Raw genomic sequence first — 20,584 nt, forward strand, 5'->3', positions numbered from 1 at the left:
GTTACAGCCACTCCGCCAGTCGCTCCCGGACCTCGCTGCGGCGCAGCTTGCCCGAGGGCGTCTTGGGCAGCTCTCCCGGCGGCAGCACCACCACCGCGTTCGGCCGCACGCCCAGGGCGTGCACGACCTCGGCGGCCACGTCCTTGCGGATCCGCCGCTCGACCTCGGCCTCGCCCGCCTTGCGCGACTCGACCACCACGGCCAGCCGTTCCCGCCCGTTGCCCGCCCAGCGCACCGCGACCGCGTTGCCCGCGCGCACGTCCTTGACGGCGCAGGCGGCCCGTTCCACGTCGGTGGGGTAGATGTTGCGGCCGCCCAGGATGATCACGTCCTTGCGCCGGCCGCAGACCACCACCTGGCCGCCTGCCAGGTAGCCCTCGTCGCCGGTGGCCAGCCAGCCCTCGGCGTCCTGGGTGGCCAGCGGGCCGTCCACGGTCAGGTAGCCCGCGGTCACCGCGTCGCCGCGGACCTGGAGCTCGCCGATCTCGTGCTCGGGCAGCACCCGGCCGTCCTCGCCCACCGCGCGCACCTCCAGGCCGGGCAGCGGCGGGCCGAGCAGCGGGAAGCCGCGCACCTCGTCCACGGCCACGCCGGTCTCCAGCGGCGCGAAGGACACCGCGAGGGTGGCCTCGGCCATGCCGTAGGCGCACAGCACGCACTCCGGGCGCATGCCGAAACGGCCGCCCTGCTTGGTGAACTCGTGCATCACGCCGGGGTCGATGGGTTCGGCCCCGCTGAGCGCGATCCGCAGCCGGGACAGGTCGAACCGGTCCTGATCGTCCACTTTGGACAGTTGACGGGCGAAGACCGCGTAGCCGAAGTTGGGCGCGGCGGTGATGGTGCCACGGTAGGTGGTGATCAGCTCGGGCCAGACCAGCGGCGAGCGCAGGAAGTCCACCGGGGTGATCTTGACCAGCTCCATGCCCACGGTCATCGGCACGGTGAGGAAGCCGACCATGCCCATGTCGTGGAACAGCGGCAGCCAGGACACCATCACGTCGGTCTCCGGCGCCAGCTGGGCCGCGGTGTGCATGGCCCGGATGTTGGCGATCAGGTTGGCGTGGCTGATCACCACCGCCTTGGGCTCGGCGGTGGAGCCGCTGGTGAGCTGGAGCAGCGCCGCGTCCTCCTCGCCCACCAGCACCGGCTCGGCGGGCGCGCCGAGGGCCAGCTCGACCACCGGCAGCACCCGGATGCCGTTGTCCCGCAGGGGCTCGGCCAGCGCGGCGAAGGTCTCGTCCAGCACCACCGTGCGGGCGCTGATCATGCCGAGGGTGCGCACCGTGTCCGCGGCCCAGGCCACCAGGTCGGTGCGCGGGGTCGGCTGGTGCAGCATGGTCACGCTGGCCCCGCTCAGCCAGATGCCCTGCACCGTCTGGGCGATCAGCCCGGGATCGGCGGCCAGCACGCCCACCGCGTCCCGTGGCGCGACCCCGGCGGCCAGCAGCGCCCCGGCGATCCTGCGGGCTTGCTGGTGGACCTCGGCCCAGGTGCGGCGGATCGGCTCCTGCGGGGCTCCCGTGGTGATCCCGCGCTGGGTCTCCGCCGCCGCGGTGGCCACCATCGTCTCAACGAACCGGCTCACAGCATCGAAAGTAGCGCGAGTTAGGGTCCTCCGGTGGCGTTGAACCGATCTTCCGCCGATACGGCCGAACTGGTCGTCGGCACGGCCAAGAAAGTGATCGCCGACCTGAGCGAGTTCGACCCGGACGGCACGCCGAACCTCAAGGTCTACGCGGAGATGATGGCCGACCACCCTGACCTGGCGCTCTACGAGGTCACCTTCTACCCGGAGCGCTGGGAGTCGGTGGTCGGGCGGGACGGTCCGGGCGCTGCCGAGTCGGACGCGGAGTTCGCCGCCAGGGCGGCCGAGGAGCTCCAGCAGCTGGTCCGCGAGCACCGCGGCTTCGACGCGCCGCGCTGCCCCGGCCACGAGCACGCGGTGACGCCGGTGGCCGGGGAGACCGCGCGCTGGACCTGCCCGGAGGACCCGGACCACTTCAGCGCGGCGATCGGCGAGTACCACCGGCGCTGAGCTCGGCCTCGAACCGGGCGCCCAGCGCCGCCCGCAGCCGCCGCTCGATCCGGTCCACGTCCTGGCGCTCGGCAGGCGGCAGCGGCGCGGCGGCACGCAACGCGGTGGCCTCGCCGAGCAGCCTGGCCCCCTCCGCCGGGTCCTCGGCCGCGCCGGCCAGTCCTTCCAGGGCCAGTGCGATCCCGCGCGGCTCGCCGATGTCCTCGGCCAGGGCGAGTCCTTCCCGGTGCAGCGCGCGGGCCGATTCGGTGTCGCCCCGGCATTCGGCGATGAAGCCCAGCTCGGCCAGCAGCAGCGGGGTGCCGTAGTAGGGCTGGGCCAGGCCGCGGTGCCAGGCCAGTGCCGCGCCGAGCAGCTCGGCCGCGGTGTCCAGGTCGCCCTGGCGGCGGGCGCCGAGACCGAGGCCGACCCTGGCGAAGGCCTCGGCGAACGGGTTGGCCTGCGCGACCGCCAGCTCCAGCGCGCGCTGGTGCGACTCGGCGGCGCGGGCGTGCTCGCCGGTGAGCAGCGCGATCCGGCCGAGACCGGAGTGCCGGTAGGACACCACGGTCCACAGCCGCAGGTCCTCGGCCAGGCGCAGGCCGGTGGCGTGCAGTTCGGCGGCCGCCGGGTAGTCACCGTTGATCTCGGCGGCGTAGGCCAGCACGTCCATCGCCTGCACCCGGCCCCAGTCGTCGCCGAGCTCGGTGAACAGCGCCAGGCCGCGCCGCCCGGCCGTCTCGGTGGTGGCCAGGTCGCCGTCGAAGAGGGCCAGCTTGGCCTGGGCCACCAGGGTGGCCGCGGTCAGCCACGGGTCGCCGGGGGTGTCGGCAAGCAGTCGCCGGGCCGAGTCGGTCTGGCCGAGGTGCAGGTGCGCCCAGGCCAGGAACCAGGTGGCCAGCGGACTGTCCACTGTGGACTCTTTAGGGCTGGTTGTGCCGATCAGCAAAGCGAAACCGGCCCGCCAGGTGCCGATGGTGGCCGCTTGCGCCTGGTGGCACTGGCCGCGCAGGAACCAGTGCCAGGCCAGTGCCGCGCTCAGCCGCTCGGCGGTCGGCGGGTCGGCCAGTTCCAGGGCGGCGCGCAGGTTGGCGGACTCGGTGTCCAGCCTGCGCAGCCAGTCGCGCTGGGCCGGGCCGCGCAGGTCGGCCTGTTCGGCGAGCGCGGTGTAGTGGGCCAGGAACCGGCGCTGGATCTCGGGTTGTTCGCCGGAGTCGGCCAGGCGGGTGCGGGCGTAGGCGGCGATGGACTCCAGCAGCCGGTAGCGCGGGCCGGGCAGGGCGAGCAGCAGCGAGCGGTCCACCAGGCCGGACAGCGCGTCCAGCAGGTCCAGGCCGGGCTCGGCGCAGACCGCCTCGGCCGCGGCCAGGTCGGCGCCGTCGGCGTGCACGGACAGGCGGCGCAGCACCACGCGTTCCGGTTCGGTGAGCAGCTCCCAGCTCCAGTCGATCACCGCCCAGAGCGTGCGCTGGCGGGCCGGTGCGGCCCTGGATCCGTTGGCCAGCAGGCGGAACCGGTCGTCAAGGCGCTCGGCGAGCAGCCGGACGCCGAGCGCGCGCACCCGGGTCGCGGCCAGTTCCAGCGCCAGCGGCAGGCCGTCCAGCCGGGTGCAGACCGCGGTGACCGCGGCCGGATCGTCCAGCACACCACCGGTGGCGGTCACCCTGGCGGTGAACAGGCTGACCGCGTCGGCCAGGGCCAGCGGCTCGACCTCGTGCCGGGTCTCCCCCGGCAGCCGCAACGGTTCCCGGCTGGTGGCCAGCACTCGCAGGCCCGGCGCGGCGCGCAGCAACGCGGCGGTCAGCTCGGCCGCCTGCTCGATCAGGTGCTCGCAGTTGTCCAGCAGCAGCACCAGGTTCCGGCCGCGCAGCGCCTCGGCCAGCCGGTGCGCCGGGTCGCCGGTCTCCGCCCTGATGCCCAGCACCCCGGCGACGGTGGCCGCGATCGAGCCGGTGTGCCCGGCCAGCTCGACCAGCCAGACCCCGTCCGGCGCGGTCAGCTCGCGGGCCACGGCCAGCGCCAGGCTGGTCTTGCCGACCCCGCCGGGCCCGGTGAGGGTGAGCAGCCGGGTGCCGCCGAGCAGTTCCCGCACCGCGCGCACGGTCTCGTCACGGCCGATCAGGCCGGTGAGCGGCGCGGGCAGGTTGCCGTTGCGGGACGGGGGGATCAACGCTGGATCTTGGCTGAGCATGGCCTGGTGCAGCGCGGCCAGTTCGGGACCGGGGTCGGCCCCCAGGTCCTCGGCGAGGCGGTGGCGCAGTTCGGCGTACCCGGCCAGCGCCTCGTGCTGACGACCGGCGCGGTAGAGCGCGCGCAGGTGCGCGGCCCGCAGCCGTTCGCGCAGCGGGTGCGCGCGGACCTGGGCGCTCAGCTCGTCGGCGAGCCGGTCGTGTTCGCCGAGGGCCAGCCGGGCCTCGGCCAGCTCCTCCAGCGCGGTCAGCCGGAGCTCCTCCAGCCGGGCGCGGGCGGCGCGGGCGAACTCCGCGTCGGCGAACTCGGCGTAGGCCGGTCCGCGCCACAGCTCCAGCGCCTCGGCCAGCAGCGTGGCCCTGACACCGGGGTCAGTGCTCGCGGCGGCCTGCCGGGTGAGCGCGGTGAAGCGGTCGGCGTCCACCTCCGCCGCCTGGAGCCGGTAGCCGGCCGGACCGTGGGTGACCGCGTCCCTGCCGAGCACCCGGCGCAGCTGGGAGACCTTGGTCTGCAAGGTGTTCTGCGAGTTGTTCGGCGGCCGCTCGCCCCAGATGTCGTCAACCAGCCGGTCCGCGGGCACCGGACCGCCGTCGTGGGCCAGCAGGGCGGCCAGCAGGGCACGGACCTTCGCCTCCGGCACCCGCACCGGATCACCGGCCGGCGTCCGGACCAGCAGTTGTCCCAGCACGGCGAAACGCATGCGCTCACGCTAGCCGTGCGAAAACCACCAGCGGACCGTGCGCGCCACCCGCGACAGTGACCACCATGACGATCAACTCCCGCGAGTTCCACCTCACCGCCCGCCCCACCGGCGAACCCGGCCTCGAACACTTCGCACTGGCCGAGGTCGAACTGCCCGATCCCGGCCCCGGCCAGCTGCTGGTACGCAACACCTGGCTGTCGGTCGACCCGTACATGCGCGGCCGGATGAACGCGGGCGAGAGCTACATCGAGGCGTTCCCGGTGGGCGGCCCGCTGGAGGGCCACGGCATCGGCGAGGTGGTGGCCAGCGGGGCGCCGGAGTTCCCGGTCGGCGCGACCGTGGTCCACTTCGCGGGCTGGCGCGAGCACTCGCTGCTGGACGCGGCCGACCCGACGGTCAGCCTCATCGACCCGGCGCTGGCCCCGCCGCAGGCCTGGCTGGGCGCACTGGGCACCACCGGCCTGTCCGCCTACGCCGCGGTCAAGGAGGTCGCCCCGGTCCGCGAGGGCGACGTGGTGTGGGTGTCCGCGGCCGCGGGCGCGGTGGGCAGCCTGGCCGGCCAGCTCGCCCGCAAGCTGGGCGCGGCCAAGGTGATCGGCTCAGCCGGTGGCCCGGCCAAGACGGCGAAGCTGGTGCGGGACTTCGGTTTTGACGCCGCGCTCGACTACCGCGCGGGCGACCTGCCCGGCCAGCTCGCCGCGGCCGCCCCGGACGGCATCGACGTCTACCTCGACAACGTCGGCGGCGACCACCTGCAGGCGGCCATCGGCGCGATCCGCCAGCACGGCCGGATCGCCATGGTCGGCATGATCAGCGGCTACAACCGCCCGGTGCCCGGCCCGGACAACCTGTTCACCGCGGCCAGCCGCGAGGCCACCCTGCGCGGCATGCTGGTGACCAGCCACTTCCACCTGTTCCCGGAGTGGATCGAACAGGCGGCCGGGTGGCTGGCGGACGGCTCGCTGCACACGGCGGAGACCGTGGTCGAGGGTCTGGAGAACACCCCGGCGGCGTTCCTGGGCGTGCTGCGCGGGGAGAACACCGGGAAGATGCTGGTCCGGCTCGGCTGAGATCATCCGGGCGGTCCTCGGCGTTGCACTGGTCATGTCGCACCGGATCATCAACCCCGAGGGCCTGCACGACCCGCTGCCCTTCGGCTACAGCCACGTCGCCGTGACCTCCGGCGAACTCGTCTTCATCGCGGGCCAGTACGCCAGCGACGCCACCGGCCAGGTCAGCACGCCGGACTTCGCCGCCCAGGTGGACCTCGCCTTCGCCAACCTGCGCACCGCGCTGGCCGCCGCCGGGCTGGAGCTGACCCACGTGGTCCAGCTCCGCACCCACATCGTCAACCACGACCTCGGCAAGCTGGAGGTCCTGGGCAAGGCGATCAGCGCGATCTGGGGCGACCAGCCACCGGTGCAGACCCTGACCGGAGTGGCCTCGCTGGCGCTGCCCGGGATGCTGTTCGAGGTCGACGCGGTGGCCGCCCGGCCATGAGACGGGCGGTGGCTACTCGGCGGTGTCGGCCGCCAGCAGCCACTGCTCCTCCACGTCCGCCTTCTCCGCCAGCACCGCGCGCAGCTCCGCGTCCAGCTTGAGCAGCCGGGCCGGGTCGGTGGCCGCCTCGGCCAGTGCCGCGTGCAGCTCGGTCTCCCGCTTGGTCAGCTTCTCCAGCTGGCGTTCCAGGCGGGCGAGCTCCTTGCGGGCGGCGCGCTGATCCGCGGCGCTGGGGCCGGTGGCGGCCGGGGTGGGCGCGGCGGGTTCCTGGGGCAGGGTGGCGCGGGCGATCAGGCCGGACTGGCCGCTTTCCTCGCGGCGGCGCAGGTACTCCTCGATGCCGCCGATCAGGTGGGTGATCTTGCCGTCACCGAAGAGGGCCACCACCTGGTCGCAGACGCGTTCCACCAGGTAGCGGTCGTGGCTGACCACCACCAGGGTGCCCGGCCAGGAGTCGAGCAGGTCCTCCAGCTGCTGGAGGGTGTCGATGTCCAGGTCGTTGGTGGGCTCGTCCAGCAGCAGCACGTTCGGCTCGGCCATCAGCAGGCGGCACAGCTGGAGCCTGCGGCGCTCGCCGCCGGAGAGGTCGCCGACCGGGGTCCACTGGCGCTGCGCCGGGAAGCCGAAGAGCTCGGCCAGCTGGGAGGCGGACATCTCGCGTTTGCCCAGCACCACCCGCCGGGCGATCTCCTCCACCGCCTCCAGCACGCGCAGGGTCGGCGGCAGGTCGGCCAGCTCCTGGGACAGGTGCGCCAGCCGGACGGTCTGGCCCTGGATCCGTTTGCCCGCCTCGGGTTCGCGTTCACCGGCGAGCAGCTTGAGCAGGGTGGTCTTGCCGGAGCCGTTCACCCCGACCAGGCCGATCCGGTCGCCCGGCCCGATCCGCCAGGTGACGTCGGTGAGCAGCGGGCGGTCCGGGATGGTCAGGTCGACGTTCTCGACCTCCAGCACGGTCTTGCCGAGGCGGCGCTTGGCGAAGCTGACCAGCTCCACGGTGTCCCTCGGCGGGGGCACGTCGGCGATCAGGGTCTCCGCGGCCTCGATCCGGTACCGGGGCTTGGAGGTGCGGGCCGGCGCGCCGCGGCGCAGCCAGGCCAGCTCCTTGCGGGCCAGGTTCCGCCGCTTCTCCTCCAGGGTGTCGGCCACCCTGGCGCGCTCGGCGCGGGCGAAGATCCAGTCCGCGTAGCCGCCCTCGTACTGCTCCACCTTGCCCTGGACGACCTCCCAGGTCTTGGTGCACACGGTGTCCAGGAACCACCGGTCGTGGGTGACCACCACCAGCGCGCCGCGCCGGGTGAGCAGGTGCTCGGCCAGCCAGCGCACGCCTTCGACGTCCAGGTGGTTGGTCGGCTCGTCCAGCACCACCAGGTCCAGCTCCTGGACCAGCGCGGCGGCCAGCGCGACCCGGCGGCGCTCGCCACCGGACATCTCGGCCAGCGGGCTGTCCAGGCCGAGCGCGGTCACGCCGAGCCCGTCGAGCACGTTGCGCGCCTTGGGGTCGGCCGCCCACTCGTGCTCGGCGGCGAAGCCCAGCGGGTCCAGCACCAGGGAGCGCACGGTGGCGCCCTCGGGCAGCTCGCTGCGCTGGGTGACCACGGCCATCCGCAGGTCCCGGCTCCGGCTGACCCGGCCCTCGTCGGGCGGTTCGACCCCGGCGAGCACCTCCAGCAGGGTGGTCTTGCCGCCGCCGTTGAGCCCGACCACGCCGATGCGGTCGCCTTGGGACACGCCGAGGGACACCGCGTCCAGCAACGGCCGCACGCCGTAGGACTTGGACACGGACTCCAGGTTGACCAGGTTGACCATCAGAAGTTCGCGTTCTCCACTATGAGTTGCCGTCCGCGCAGCAGGAACTACGCGTGCACCTCGGGCGGAGCGGGGCGAGGGGACTCCTCGCCGCTCATCACCCTGGCGCCGTGCACCGGCCCCTGTGCCACTCGCACGGTACGGCACACGCCGACCCCGGCCAGCTCCGCGGCGACCCGGACCGCCGACTCGGCGTCCTGGCAGAGGAACGCGCAGGTCGGGCCGGAGCCGGAGACGATCCCGGCCAGCGCGCCCGCGTCCACGCCCGCGCGCAGCGTGCGGCGCAGGGACGGGCGCAGCGAGACCGCGGCGGCCTGCAGGTCGTTGCCCAGCAGCAGGGCCAGCTGCCGGGGGTCGCCGGTGGCCAGCGCCTCCACCACGGGTTCGACCGCGCCGACCCTGGGCGGCTCGCCCTCGGCGCGCAGCCGGTCCAGCTCGTGGAAGACCGAGGGCGTGGACAGGCCCTCGTGGTCCAGCGCGAGCACCCAGTGGAACTGGTGCCGGGCCAGCACCGGGACCAGCCGGTCGCCCCGGCCGGAGCCGAGCGCGGTGCCGCCGTGCAGGCAGAACGGCACGTCCGCGCCGAGCGCGGCGGCCACGTCGGCCAGCTCGTCCTTGCCGATCTCCAGCTTCCACAGCGAGGCCAGGCCGACCAGGGTGGCCGCGGCGTCCGCACTGCCCCCGGCCATGCCGCCGGCCACCGGGATGCCCTTGCGGATGTGCACCCTGACCCTGGGGTCCTTCGGGTCCCGGCCCACGTACTCGGCCAGCGCCGTCACGGCCTTCCAGGCCAGGTTGGAGAAGTCGGCGGGCACCATGTCCGCGCTGTCGCCGACCACCTCGATCCCCGGCTCCTCGGCGACCGAGACCGTGACCTCGTCGTTCAGGGACAAGGCCTGGAAGACGGTCATGAGGTCGTGGTAGCCGTCCTTGCGCACATCACCGACGGCAAGGTGCACATTGACCTTGGCCGGGGCACGGACGATGACCGGGGGCGGAACGACTGCCAGCACCCTGTCAGCGTACGTGCTCGACCCGGAAAACACGCCCGGCTCCTGCTCCGTGGACCACTTTCTGCCGGTTGCCCGGAACGTCAGGCCGGGATGACCGCGCCGCCGAACTCCTTCTGGATGTAGTCCCTGGTCTGCTGCGAGGTGAGCAGCTCGGCCAGCGCCTTGATCCGCTTGTCCTCGGCCAGCTCGGGCCGGGTGACCAGCCCGTTCGCGTACGGGTTCTGCTCGGCCTTCTCCACCGCCAGCGAGCCCTTGATCGGGTCCAGCCCGGCGTCGATGGCGTAGTTGCCGTTGACGATCGAGGCGTCGGTGTCATCCAGGCTGCGAGCCAGCTGCGCGGGCTCCAGCTCGACGAACTTGATGTTCTTCGGGTTCTCCGCGACGTCCTTGAGCGCGGCGCCCTGCTCGCTGCCCGGCTTGAGCTTGAGCACGTTGTTGGCCTGCAACAGCCGCAGCGCGCGGGTCTGGTTGGCCGCGTCCTGGGACAGCGCCACCTTCGCGTTGTTCGGCAGGTCGGCGATGTTCTTGACCTTCTTGGAGAACACCGCGAGCGGCTCGATGTGCACCGGCGCGACGAACTTCAGGTCCCCGCCGCGCTCCTTGAGGAACTCGGTCAGGTAGGGCACGTGCTGGAAGTAGTTGGCCTCCAGCTGCTTGTCCACCAGCGAGGTGTTGGGCAGCACGTAGTCCTGGAACTCCACCACCTCGATCTTGAGGTTCTTGCTCGCGGCCAGGTTGTCCTTGACCCAGTTGAGGATCTTGGCGTGCGGCACCGGGCTGACCGCGACCCGCAGCGCGGAGTCCTGGTTGGCGGCGTTGTCCCCGCCGGCACCGCAGCCGGTGAGGACGAGGGCGGCGGTGACGACGGTCGCGATGAGGGCGGGAACCCGCATTGGAGCTGTCCTTTCTAGACGGTGATCTGGCGGCGACGGTCGACCGTGCGCGAAACAAGATCAAAGAGAATCTGCACCAGGAAGGTGAGCGCGGCCAGCACGATCACCGAGCTGTACAAAAGACGGGAGTCGAAGCGCTGGTAGCCGTAGGTGATGGCCAGGTTGCCCAGGCCGCCGCCGCCGACCGCGCCGGCCATGGCGGAGTAGCCGATCAGCGCCACCGCGGTGACCCCGACCGCCGCGATCAGCGAGGGACCGGCCTCCTTGACCAGCACGCTGCGGACGATCTTCGGCTTGCTCGCCCCGGTGGTCAGCGCGGCTTCCACCACGCCGGCAGGCACCTCCCGCAGCGCGGACTGCACCAGCCTGGCCAGGAACGGGATCGCGCCGATGGCCAGCGGCACGACCGCGGGGCCGCTGCCGATGTAGCTGCCGGCCAGCGCCCTGGTCACCGGGATCAGCGCGACCAGCAGGATGATGAACGGCAGCGAGCGGGTCAGGTCGACCACGAAGCCCAGCGCCCGGTAGACCAGGGGCTGCGGCCGCAGCCCGCCCGGCGCGCTGGCGTGCAGCAGGACGCCGAGCGGGAGACCGCCGAGCACCGCGAACAGGGTGCCGAGTCCGACCATCAGGCCGGTCTCGGCCCCCGCCTGGGCGAGCTTGTCGAACACTTCCGCCCAGGGTGTTGCTTCTTTCACGCGGCTGCTCCTCCAGCGAGCACAGTCGGCCGGCGGCGGACGACGGCGCCACGGTCGGCGATCCAGTCGAAGGCGGCGTCGGCGTTGGCTCCGGTCAACGCGACCCGGAACCGGGCCACGGGGGTGTCGGCCAGGCGGGTCATGCCGCCGCCCAGCAGGTTCAGGTCCACCTCGAAGCGGCTGGCCGCCTCGGGCAGCAGGGCGCCGACGGCGGCGAAGCCGACCAGCACCACATCGGCCACCCGGTCGAAGCGGGCGTCGGTGTCCCCGGCGCGCACGATGTCCTCCACGCCCGGCAGCAGCGCGCCCGAGGTGCGCGAACCGGCCTGGGTGACCAGGTCGAGCACCTTGCCGTGCTCGACCACCTGGCCGCGGTCCAGCACCGCGACGTCATCGCAGATCCGGCGGACCACGCCCATGTCGTGGGTGACCACCAGCACGGTCACGCCCAGCTCGGCGCGGGCCCGGTCCAGCACGGTGAGCACCGAGGCGGTGGTGTCCGGGTCCAGCGCGGAGGTGGGCTCGTCGGCCAGCAGCACCGAGGGGTTGGCGGCCAGCGCGCGGGCGATGGCCACCCGCTGCCGCTGCCCGCCGGAGAGCTGGTCGGGGTAGCTGCCCGCCTTGTCGGCCAGGCCGACCAGGTCCAGCAGCTCGACCACCCGCTTGCGCCTGGACTCCACCGGCGCGCCCGCGGCTTCCAGCGGCAGCGCGATGTTGCCCGCCGCGGTGCGCTGGCGCAGCAGCGAGTCGTTCTGCGGCACCACGCCGATCTGGCGGCGGGCGGCGCGCAGCGCGGAGCCGCGCAGGGTCACCAGGTCGGTGCCGTCGACCAGGATGCCGCCCGAGTCGGGCTGCTCCAGCAGGGCGATGCAGCGGGCCAGCGTGGACTTGCCCGCGCCGCTCTCCCCGACGACGCCGCACACCGTTCCAGCGGGGACCTGGAGCGAGACGCCGTCGAGCGCGACGGTCGTGCCACTGCGGCCCCGGTAGGCCTTGGTCAGGTTCTCAACTGTGATCACGATGTCTCCATGGCAAGGCGGTGCCGCGCTCGGCGGCCCGCGCACACCTGTGTGTCCGGTGCTCCGGACGTAAGCGGGTAGAGCGTGTGGTGGAGGAGAACGCCGTCAGAGCGGCGGAAGTCCGGTCAGGACCGACAACCGGAGACCGTACGACGACCGTGATCGACTACCCGTCGACGCGTCAGCACGCGCATGAGCTTCATGTCTGCTCCATCGCTCCTGGCGGTAGCACCTGCCCATTGCTGGGTGGTTGCTGCGGCGTCACAGATCCAGGTCTCTCGGCCGCTCGGGATGGATTACTCGAACAGTACAACTGAGCCAACAGAGGAAAAGCAAGTGCGTCCGCCCGTTCGGCCGTGGTTCGTTCGCCAGATCACAGCTGTAACGGACAAGCGAGCGTCGGCGAACGCACCCCTCGGGTTCAACGGGTCACGGGGCGTGGTTATTCCCCGAGCTCGGCCTCGGCCTTGGCGATTTTCACGTAGGCGGCGATGTCCAGCTGCTCGCCCCGGGTGGTCGGCTCGATCCCGGCCGCGGCCAGCACCCGGCCCGCCCGCTCGGCCGAACCGGCCCAGGAGGCCAGTGCGGCGCGCAGGCCCTTGCGGCGCTGGGAAAAGGCGGCCTCGATCACCGCGAACACCGCGGCCTTGTCCGCGCCCTCCGGCTCGGCGCGGCGGGTGAAGGCGACCAGCGCGGAGTCCACGTTGGGCACCGGCCAGAACACCGCGCGCGGCACCGCGGAGGCCCGGCGCATCGCGGCGTACCAGGCGGCCTTGACGCTGGGCACGCCGTAGATCCGGCTGCCGGGGCCTGCGGCCAGCCGGTCGGCCACCTCGGCCTGCACCATGACCAGACCCCGTCGCAGCGAGGGCAGTTCGGCCAGCAGGTGCAGCACCACCGGCACGGCCACGTTGTAGGGCAGGTTGGCCACCAGCGCGGTCGGCGCGGGCTCGCCCAGGTCGGCGGCGCGCACCCGCATCGCGTCAGCCAAGATCACCCGCAGGTTCGCCGCCAGCTCCGGCGCGCGCTCGGCGGCGGTGGTCGGCAGCAGTCCGGCCAGCACCGGGTCGATCTCCACCGCGACCACGCCGGCGCAGGCGGGCAGCAGGGCCAGGGTCAGCGAGCCGAGGCCGGGGCCGACCTCCAGCACCACGTCCTCGGCGGAGAGCCCGGCCTCCCACACGATGCGGCGCACCGTGTTGGGGTCGTGCACGAAGTTCTGCCCCAGCTTCTTGGTGGGACGCACGTCGAGCTCGGCCGCCAGCCGACGCACATCGGCCGGGCCGAGGAGCGAGACGCCCTGCGGCCCGGCCGGTGCCGGAGTTTCAGTCACCCGGAGAGACTACTTGGGCAGGTTCAGCTTCGAGGAGCAGTGCGGCCAGGCGCCGTAGCCGCCGCGGGCGTCGCGCAGCTTGGTGGCCACCGCGATCTGCTGCTCCCGGCTGGCCTGGTGCGGCAGGGCGGCGTACTGCGCGCCGCCGTAGGCCCGCCAGGTGCCGGCGTTGAACTGGAGGCCGCCGTAGTAGCCGTTGCCGGTGTTGGCCGCCCAGTTGCCGGTGGCCTCGCACTGCGCCAGCCGGTCCCAGACCGCGCCGTCCGGCGGCACCTTGGTGCCGACCCGGATCTTCTTCGGCTTGGCTTCCTTGACGACCTTGGTGCCCAGCTTCTCCCGGGCGGTCTCCTTGCCGTTCTTCATGGTGACCCGGTAGGTGACCATCTGCTCGCCGGGCGTGCCCGGGTCCTCGACCTTCTGCTCACCGCGCATCATGGTCGGGTCGTCGGTCTTCTCGACCGTCGGCTCGATGGCTTCCTTCTTGTTCACCACGGTCACGCCGGTGCGGCTGACGTGGATCTCCGCGCCGTCGCTGATCTTGCCGTCCGCGCCCAGGTTGACCTGGTCGTCGGGACCGAGGCTGAGCTGGAGCTGCTGGAGCAGTTCGGAGACGGTGAGCGCGGTGGTCTTCATCCGCTGCGGCTCGTTGCCACCGTCGAAGAGCGTGACGTTCTTCGGGGTCTTGATCTCCAGCGCCAGGCCGTCGGTGGGGATGGCCGCGGTGCGGTCCTTGGACAGCCAGGCGCCGTCGTGGTTGATGCCGAGCTGGTTGAGCGCGTCGCCGACGGTGCGGGCGCGCACCCAGGACTCGGTGGTCTGGCCGTCCACGGTCATCTTCAGCTGACGGCCGCGCTCCAGCACGATCTTGCCGCCGTCGGCGATGGAGGCCTGCGGGGACGGGCTGAGCGCGTCGTGCGCCTGGGTGGTCAGGCCCTGGTCGGCCAGCACCTGGGCGACCGTGCTGGCGTAGGTGCGCACGGTCTGCTGGGTGCCGTCGATGTCGACGGTGACCTGCTTGTCCATCGCGACCGCGGCCGCGCCGCCGCCGGTCAGGGTGACCAGCGCGGCGGCCACACCGGCCTTGAGGAAGCGGCGCTTCCAGTCGGTGACGGCCTCGACCAGCACCGGCGGGATCTCGCCGCGGTCCCTGGCGGCGCGGTCCTCGTCGTCCTCGGGACGGAGGTCGCGCAGCGCCGGGAGCATGGTGGTCTCGGCGTTGAGCAGGCCGATGAGCTCGTCGATGTCGACGTCCACGCTGTCCAGCAGCGCGTAGGCGTCGGGGCCGAGGACCTGGAGCACGTCATCGGTGGTGACGCTCAGGGACATCGACGGGTGGCTGGGGTGGTCCAGGTTGACGCCCCGGAACGCCGGCCGGTCCAGCACGGCGACGTTGTGCGCGGGGTTCTGCTCAAACCAGGAGTCCGAAGGAGTGGAGTCCTCGAACGTTCCAGTGCCCACGGCAACACCACGGGGTCTGCCGGTTCCGGTCACGGGGTCGATACCTCCAGGAGGCGGTGTTCATGCCAGGCGCGCCACTGCTGGTCGACGAGCCCCGACACACGTCTCCCTGTGGGTGCGAACCATTCCCGGAACCTGATGCCCCGGGAACGATCACGGGACAGTAACGAGTACCGAGGGGCTATGGAAAGGCCCGTTCGGCCGCTTGTGACGTGCACCACAGCAACGGTAAACGGTTACTGCGCGTCCTCACTCCGTCGCCGACCGCTCTGCCAGCCGGAACACCCGTTCGGCGGTGGCGGAGGTGGTTTCGGCGAGTTCCGCCACATCCACTCCCCTGAGTGACGCCAGGACACGCGCTGTATAGGTAACGGCGTACGGCTCGTTGGGCCTGCCGCGGTACGGATGGGGGGTCAGGAAGGGCGCGTCGGTCTCGATCAGGAACTGGTCGGCGGGCACCAGCCGGGCCGCCTCCTGGAGGTCGGTGGACTTGCGGAAGGTCACCGGCCCGGCGAAGGAGAGCACGTACCCCTTGTCCGCGCACCGCTTGGCGAACTCGGCGTCCCCGGAGAAGCAGTGGAAGACCACGGTGTCGGGCGCGCCCTCCTCGTCCAGGATGCGCAGCACGTCCTCGTGCGCGTCCCGGTCGTGGATCATCAGCGCCTTGTCCAGCCGCTTGGCCAGGTCGATGTGCCAGCGGAAGGCGGGATCCTGCTCCTGCGGGGTCGAGTAGTCCCAGTAGTAGTCCAGCCCGGTCTCCCCGACCGCGACCACCCTGGGCGCGGCGGCCAGCTTCTCCAGCTCGGCCCGCTCGGCGTCGCCGAACACGCTGGTCCGGGTGGGATGCAGCGCGACCGCGGCGAACAGGCGCTCGTCCCAGGTGGAGGCTTCGACCACCCAGCGCGCCGAGGGCAGGTCGTCGGCCACCGTCACCACCCGGCCGACCCCGACCGAGGCGGCCCGGTCCAGCGCGGCCCGCACCGACTCGGGATCGGTGAAGCCGCAGGCGTCGAGATGGGTGTGCGCGTCGACCACCGGCGCCGGAAGCGGTTCCGGCAGCGGCGGCGGGTCGCCCTTGCGTCCGTGGTCAGCCATGGAGACCAAGCCTAAGCACTGGCGCGGGAACGCCTGAGTTCACCTGGCCACATTCACTGTTCTGAAGCAGCCCCACCGGTCATGATGCGCGCGTGCACGTGCTCACCCGGCCGGTCGGCCGCCGGTCCGCCCCGGAACTGGTGTTCCGGCGGCTGGTCGCGCGTGCCCACGAGCTGGGTCTGCCGCCGCCTGCCGCGCTCAGCGGTGACTGGTTTGGCGCGCGGGCCGTGCTGCTGCCCTCGGTGCAGGTCAACCCGGTGGCGGACGAGGTGGCGCACACCGTGCCCTGCCTCCAGCCGACGGTGACCGGGCCGGTGCCGCCGGGCACGGTCGGGGGCGGCTGGTTCGGTTTCCTCGGCTACGGGCTCACCGATCCGGGGGCCTGGGCCACCGCGCGCGGTCTGCCGAACGCGGTCTGGGGCTGGGCCGATCACGTGCTGCGGCTGGACCACGGCGGGCAGTGGTGGTTCGAGGCGCTGGTGCCGGACAACCGCGCGGAACCCGTGGCGCTGGCGGCGGAGCTGGCCGAGCTGGTGGCCGCGAGCACCGAGCCGGCCCGGCGGCCGTGGCGGGCCGGACCGCTGCACCGGGCCCCGGCCGCCCGGCACCGGGCGGCGGTGGCCGGTTGTGTGGAGCAGATCGCGGCCGGGGAGATCTTCCAGGCCAACGTGTGCACCCAGTTCACCGCCGAGTTCGACGGCGACCCCGCCGAGCTGTTCGCCGAGGGCGTGGCCCGGCTGGACCCGGCCCGCGCGGCCTACCTGGCCGGGGACTGGGGCGCGGTGGTCTCCTTCTCCCCCGAGCTGTTCCTGGCCAGGCACGGGCGCACCGTGCGGTCCAGTCCGATCAAGGGCACGCTGCCCAGGCGCGGCCCGGAGGACGAGGGCAACGCGGCCCGGCTGCGCCGCTCGGTGAAGGACGTGGCGGAGAACGTGATGATCGTCGACCTGGTGCGCAACGACCTGGGCCGGGTCTGCGTGCCGGGTTCGGTGACCGTGCCGGAGCTGCTGAAGATCCGCCCGGCGCCCGGCGTCTGGCACCTGGTGTCCACTGTGGAGGGTCAGTTGCGGCCGGCGGTGGACGACGCCGAGCTGCTGGCCGCGACCTTCCCGCCCGGCTCGGTCACCGGCGCGCCCAAGGTGCGCGCACTGGAGCTCATCGCCGGGCTGGAGGACCAGCCAAGGCAGGTCTACTGCGGCGCGGTCGGCCTGGCCTCGCCGGTGGCCGGGATGGAGCTGAACGTGGCCATCCGCACGCTGGAGATCCGTGACGGCGAGCTGCGGCTCGGCGTCGGCGGCGGCATCACCGCGGACTCCGACCCGCAGGCGGAGTGGCTGGAGTGCCTGGCCAAGGCGGCGCCGCTGGAGCGGTTGCTGACCAGCGGGGCCGCGGTGGCCTGCTCGGTCAACCAGCGGGCGCGCTGAACACCACCGCCGCGATCTCCTCGGCCAGCGCGGGCGTGGCCGCGGCAATGCCGGACCAGCGGCGGGTCAGGTCCACGTCCAGTTCCAGCGGCCGCCCCATCGCGTCGATCACCACGCCGCCCGCGGCGGGCACGGTGACCATGGCGGCGGCCAGGTCCATGATCCGGTGGGTGTCCGAGCCGGGGTCGGCGTAGGCGTCCACCGAGCCCTCGGCGACCAGCGCGCACTCCAGCGCGGTGGTGCCCAGCACGCGCACCCTGGAGGCGCGGGCGGCCAGCCGGGACCAGGTGTCCTGGTTCTGCTTGGGGCGTTGCAGGCACAGCTGGGCCCCGTCCAGCGCGGTGCGGCCGGTGGTGCGGTACTCGGTCGGCTCGTCCGCCCGCGCGTACCAGCAGCGGCCGGTGTCGAACCAGCAGGTCAGCGCCTCGATCGGCTTGCCGTCCAGGGCTAGCACGCCGGCGAAGCAGCTCAGCGGCACCCCGGCGGCGGAGTTGCCGGTGCCGTCCACCGGGTCGACCACCAGGGTCAGCGCGGAGCCGTGGTCCAGGAAACCGGCCTCCTCGCTGAGCAGGTTGACCCCGTGCCGGGCGGCGGCCTCGGCGATGGCGTTCTCCACCAGGTCGTCCACCCGGGAGGTCGGGGTGCCGTCCGCGCCCATCCGGACCTGCTCGCCGAGCTCCTCCCGGTCGAAGCGGTGCCGTCCGGCGCGCAGCGCGGTGGCCGCGGCGCGCACCGCGTCGGCCAGCGCGGAGTGGGTGGCCTCCGGCAGTTCGGGCTCGGGCACCGGCCACGCGATGCGCCGCGGGCTGGTCAGCTCGACGTCGGTCACTGCTGGCTCCTCTCCAGGCGGGCTTCTCCTGGTGTTCGTACCCCGGTACTGGTGCGTAGGAAGCGCGCCGTGGACAATGAACGAAAGAACAGATCGTTCATTGCCTCATTGGAGGAGTTGTGCCTGCCCATTTCGACGAGCGCGACCGGGCCCGGATCAGGGCGAAGCTGCTGGCCACCGGCCGGGAGCTGTTCGTGGCGCAGGGGCTGCGCAAGACCTCGCTGGCCGAGCTGACCGAACCGGCCGGCATCGCCAAGACCAGCTTCTACGCCTTCTTCGACTCCAAGGAGTCCCTCTACGGCGAGTTGATGCTGGCGAACGCGCCCGCCGTCCAGGCCCGCGTGCTGGCCACCCTGGACGGCGAACCGAGGGCGGCGATCCGGGCGTTCCTGCGCGAGGTGCTCGCGGTGCTGGACGAGGATCCGTTGTACCGCAGGCTGATCACGCATCCGGAGGAGCTGGCCGCGGTCACCGCGCGGCTGTCCCCGGAGCGGGCCGCGGCGCTGCGCGAGCAGGCGGCGCTGCCGATCGGGGAGTTCCTGGCCCGCACCGGACTGGACGGGCGGCGGCCGGAGGTGGTGCTCGGCGTGCTGCGTGCGGTGCTGCTGCTTCCCTTGCACCGCAACGAGTTCGGCGAGGTCTACGACGAGGTGGTGGACCAGCTGGTCGAGTTCGTGGCGAGTGGGCTGAGCCGATGAAGGACGTGGAAGCGGGCAGGCTGCCCGGCGGTTTTCCTTACCTGGCCGTGGGTTCCGGCAAGCCGCTGGTCTACCTGCCCGGGTTCACGCCAGAGCACGTGAACCCGACCGGGCTGGCCGCGCGAATGGCGATCCGGTCGGTGCGGCCGCTGGCCGAGGGCGGCTGGCGGGTGCACCTGGTGAACCGGCGGCCGGGGCTGCGGCCGGGGATGAGCATGGCCGAGATCGCGGGCGAGCACGCCGAGGCGATCCGGTCGCGGTTCGGCGGGCCAGTGGCGCTGGTGGGGCACTCCACCGGCGGCACGGTGGCCTTGCAGCTGACCGCCGACCACCCGGCGGTGGTGTCCCGGGTGGTGCTGGCCTCGACCGCGTACACGCTGGGGCCGGTGGCGCGGCGGGCGCAGTGGGCGATGGCGCACCGGCTGGCCGAGCGGAGACCCGGCTACCACCTGCTCGCCGACGGGTTCACCAGGAACCCGGTGCTGCGGCGGGTGCTGCGCGGGCTGATGTGGGCCGTGGGCAGCTTCGGGCCGTTCCCGAGGGACCCGGCGGACATGCTGGCCGTGATCCAGGCCGAGGACGCGGTGGACCTGCGCGCGCGGCTGCCGGAGATCACCACCCCGGCGCTGGTGGTGGCGGGCGCGCGGGACTACTTCTGGACGCCGGAGCTGTTCACCGAGACCGCGGCCCTGATGCCGAACGCGCGGCTGGTGCTGTACCCGGAGGCGGGGCACGCGGTGAACGTGAGCGCCCGGTTCTACCGGGACGCGCTGGCCTTCCTCGCGGAAACCAGCGCGTCCCGGTAGGCGGAGACGATCAGAGGCTCTGCACGTCGGCCTGCTTGGCGCGCACGGCCTCGGCGGCCTCCTTGAGCGCGGCCAGCTCGGAGTCGGTCAGCTCGGTCTCCACGACCTTCTTCACGCCACCCTTGCCCAGCTCGGCGGTGACGCCCAGGTAGACGCCCTCGATGCCGAACTCGCCGTCGACCCAGGCGCAGACCGGCATGACCGCGCCGGAGTCCTCGCGCACGGCCTTGGCCATCCTGGCCGCCGCGGCGGACGGCGCGTAGTAGGCGGAACCGGTCTTGAGCAGCGCGACCACCTCGGCGCCGCCGTTGCGGGTGCGGGTGACCAGCTCCTCGACCTTGTCCGCGGGCAGCAGGTCGGTCAGCGGCTTGCCGTTGACCGAGCAGGCCGAGGGCACCGGCACCATGGTGTCGCCGTGCGAGCCCAGGGTCAGGGTCTTGACCGAGGAGACCGGGACGGACAGCGTCTCGGCCACGAAGTTGGTGAAGCGCGCGGTGTCGAGCATGCCGGCCTGGCCGATGACCCGGTTCTTCGGGAACTGGGTGGCGATCTGGGCCAGCGCGGTCATCTCGTCCAGCGGGTTGGAGACGACGATCACCACGGCCTCGGGGGCGTGCTTGGCGACGTTCTCCGCGACCTGGCGGACGATCTTGGCGTTGGTCTCGATCAGGTCCATCCGGCTCATGCCGGGCTTGCGCGGCAGACCGGCGGTGATCACCACGATGTCCGAGCCGCCGATGGCCTCGTAGCCGTTGCCGTCGCGGTCGGTGGTCTGGCCGACGACCTTGGTCTCGAAGCCCTCGACCGGGCGGGACTGGTTCAGGTCCAGCGCCAGGCCCTCGGCCTTGCCGTCGATGATGTCGGTCAGCACGACGGTGTCGAAGATGTCGTACTCGGCCAGCCGCTGCGCCGTGGTGGAACCGTAGAAACCGGCGCCGATTACGGCGACCTTGCCGGAGCGTGCCACTGGTGAAGTCCTTCCGATCCGCATGTTCCGCATGGGGTGGGTCCACGGGCGCGCAGCGGAGAGGCCCGGTCACAACCGCGGGACCGCATCACCGGGCTGTGCGCCCAGCGCAGGCGAGGTTACCAACACCGCCGGTCA

At 72.7% G+C, this 20,584-nt stretch carries 18 protein-coding genes and 1 riboswitch; of the genes, 6 read left to right on the top strand and 12 right to left on the bottom strand.

Annotation, left to right across the window (positions count from 1 at the left end; all coding sequences use genetic code 11):
* Window position 1: 1 nt before the first annotated feature.
* Window positions 2-1,585 carry a fatty acyl-AMP ligase gene (locus M8C13_RS15385; RefSeq protein WP_252481259.1) on the bottom strand — a complete coding sequence of 528 codons (1,584 nt, stop codon included), beginning with the start codon at window positions 1,583-1,585 and terminating at the stop codon, window positions 2-4.
* Window positions 1,586-1,618: 33 nt separating this feature from the next.
* Between M8C13_RS15385 and M8C13_RS15390 the strand changes: the two genes are divergently transcribed.
* Entirely contained in the window at window positions 1,619-2,035 is a 417-nt protein-coding gene (locus M8C13_RS15390) for a hypothetical protein (RefSeq protein WP_252481260.1), read from the top strand.
* Here the strand turns inward: M8C13_RS15390 and M8C13_RS15395 are convergent.
* On the bottom strand, window positions 2,001-4,904 hold the full coding sequence (locus M8C13_RS15395) for a BTAD domain-containing putative transcriptional regulator (RefSeq protein WP_252481261.1): 2,904 nt from the start codon (window positions 4,902-4,904) through the stop codon (window positions 2,001-2,003). The two genes, M8C13_RS15390 and M8C13_RS15395, sit on opposite strands and share 35 nt — an antisense overlap.
* A gap of 71 nt (window positions 4,905-4,975) precedes the next feature.
* Between M8C13_RS15395 and M8C13_RS15400 the strand changes: the two genes are divergently transcribed.
* Together M8C13_RS15400 and M8C13_RS15405 are read left to right on the top strand one after the other, a co-directional pair.
* Entirely contained in the window at window positions 4,976-5,977 is a 1,002-nt protein-coding gene (locus tag M8C13_RS15400; RefSeq protein ID WP_374213081.1) for an NADP-dependent oxidoreductase, read from the top strand.
* Between the two features lie 34 nt (window positions 5,978-6,011).
* The gene (locus M8C13_RS15405) at window positions 6,012-6,407 is read left to right on the top strand and encodes a RidA family protein (RefSeq protein WP_252481263.1); all 396 of its coding nucleotides are present in this window, start codon (window positions 6,012-6,014) and stop codon (window positions 6,405-6,407) included.
* A gap of 12 nt (window positions 6,408-6,419) precedes the next feature.
* On the opposite strand, the gene M8C13_RS15410 is transcribed toward M8C13_RS15405, so the two are convergent.
* The 8 genes from M8C13_RS15410 to M8C13_RS15445 form a co-directional block, all read right to left on the bottom strand.
* Entirely contained in the window at window positions 6,420-8,213 is a 1,794-nt protein-coding gene (locus tag M8C13_RS15410) for an ABC-F family ATP-binding cassette domain-containing protein (RefSeq protein WP_252481264.1), read from the bottom strand.
* Between the two features lie 47 nt (window positions 8,214-8,260).
* The gene (locus tag M8C13_RS15415; RefSeq protein WP_252481265.1) at window positions 8,261-9,226 is read right to left on the bottom strand and encodes a 4-(cytidine 5'-diphospho)-2-C-methyl-D-erythritol kinase; all 966 of its coding nucleotides are present in this window, start codon (window positions 9,224-9,226) and stop codon (window positions 8,261-8,263) included.
* Window positions 9,227-9,306: 80 nt separating this feature from the next.
* Entirely contained in the window at window positions 9,307-10,119 is an 813-nt protein-coding gene (locus M8C13_RS15420) for a MetQ/NlpA family ABC transporter substrate-binding protein (RefSeq protein ID WP_252481266.1), read from the bottom strand.
* 14 nt (window positions 10,120-10,133) lie between these two features.
* Window positions 10,134-10,817 carry a methionine ABC transporter permease gene (locus M8C13_RS15425; RefSeq protein ID WP_252481267.1) on the bottom strand — a complete coding sequence of 228 codons (684 nt, stop codon included), beginning with the start codon at window positions 10,815-10,817 and terminating at the stop codon, window positions 10,134-10,136.
* Window positions 10,814-11,836, bottom strand: coding sequence for a methionine ABC transporter ATP-binding protein (locus M8C13_RS15430; protein ID WP_252481268.1), 1,023 nt, complete (start codon window positions 11,834-11,836; stop codon window positions 10,814-10,816). The genes M8C13_RS15425 and M8C13_RS15430 overlap by 4 nt, the downstream gene beginning before the upstream one ends.
* 207 nt (window positions 11,837-12,043) lie before the next feature.
* A riboswitch (SAM riboswitch) is annotated at window positions 12,044-12,134 on the bottom strand.
* A gap of 144 nt (window positions 12,135-12,278) precedes the next feature.
* Window positions 12,279-13,169, bottom strand: coding sequence for a 16S rRNA (adenine(1518)-N(6)/adenine(1519)-N(6))-dimethyltransferase RsmA (gene rsmA / locus M8C13_RS15435; RefSeq protein ID WP_252481269.1), 891 nt, complete (start codon window positions 13,167-13,169; stop codon window positions 12,279-12,281).
* A 9-nt stretch (window positions 13,170-13,178) separates the two neighbouring features.
* On the bottom strand, window positions 13,179-14,495 hold the full coding sequence (locus tag M8C13_RS15440; protein WP_256509126.1) for a resuscitation-promoting factor: 1,317 nt from the start codon (window positions 14,493-14,495) through the stop codon (window positions 13,179-13,181).
* A 381-nt stretch (window positions 14,496-14,876) separates the two neighbouring features.
* Window positions 14,877-15,722 carry a TatD family hydrolase gene (locus M8C13_RS15445; protein ID WP_252481271.1) on the bottom strand — a complete coding sequence of 282 codons (846 nt, stop codon included), beginning with the start codon at window positions 15,720-15,722 and terminating at the stop codon, window positions 14,877-14,879.
* Window positions 15,723-15,814: 92 nt separating this feature from the next.
* Here M8C13_RS15445 and M8C13_RS15450 point away from each other — a divergent pair, with 92 nt between their 5' ends.
* Entirely contained in the window at window positions 15,815-17,146 is a 1,332-nt protein-coding gene (locus M8C13_RS15450) for an aminodeoxychorismate synthase component I (protein ID WP_308202801.1), read from the top strand.
* Here the strand turns inward: M8C13_RS15450 and M8C13_RS15455 are convergent.
* Window positions 17,127-17,975, bottom strand: a complete 849-nt coding sequence (locus M8C13_RS15455; RefSeq protein WP_252481272.1) for an inositol monophosphatase family protein — start codon at window positions 17,973-17,975, stop codon at window positions 17,127-17,129. The genes M8C13_RS15450 and M8C13_RS15455 overlap by 20 nt on opposite strands.
* 119 nt (window positions 17,976-18,094) lie before the next feature.
* Between M8C13_RS15455 and M8C13_RS15460 the strand changes: the two genes are divergently transcribed.
* Both M8C13_RS15460 and M8C13_RS15465 read left to right on the top strand, forming a co-directional pair.
* Window positions 18,095-18,673 (top strand): TetR/AcrR family transcriptional regulator, encoded by a 579-nt coding sequence (locus M8C13_RS15460; RefSeq protein ID WP_252481273.1) that lies wholly within the window; start codon window positions 18,095-18,097, stop codon window positions 18,671-18,673.
* A complete protein-coding gene (locus tag M8C13_RS15465) occupies window positions 18,670-19,479 on the top strand; it encodes an alpha/beta fold hydrolase (RefSeq protein WP_252481274.1) in 810 nt (269 codons plus the stop codon). The genes M8C13_RS15460 and M8C13_RS15465 overlap by 4 nt, the downstream gene beginning before the upstream one ends.
* Window positions 19,480-19,489: 10 nt before the next feature.
* On the opposite strand, the gene mdh is transcribed toward M8C13_RS15465, so the two are convergent.
* Window positions 19,490-20,446: a malate dehydrogenase gene (gene mdh / locus M8C13_RS15470; RefSeq protein ID WP_252481275.1), complete on the bottom strand. Its 957-nt coding sequence runs from the start codon at window positions 20,444-20,446 to the stop codon at window positions 19,490-19,492.
* Between the last annotated feature and the right edge of the window lie 138 nt (window positions 20,447-20,584).

The organism is Crossiella sp. SN42 (genome assembly GCF_023897065.1).
GTDB lineage: Bacteria > Actinomycetota > Actinomycetes > Mycobacteriales > Pseudonocardiaceae > Crossiella.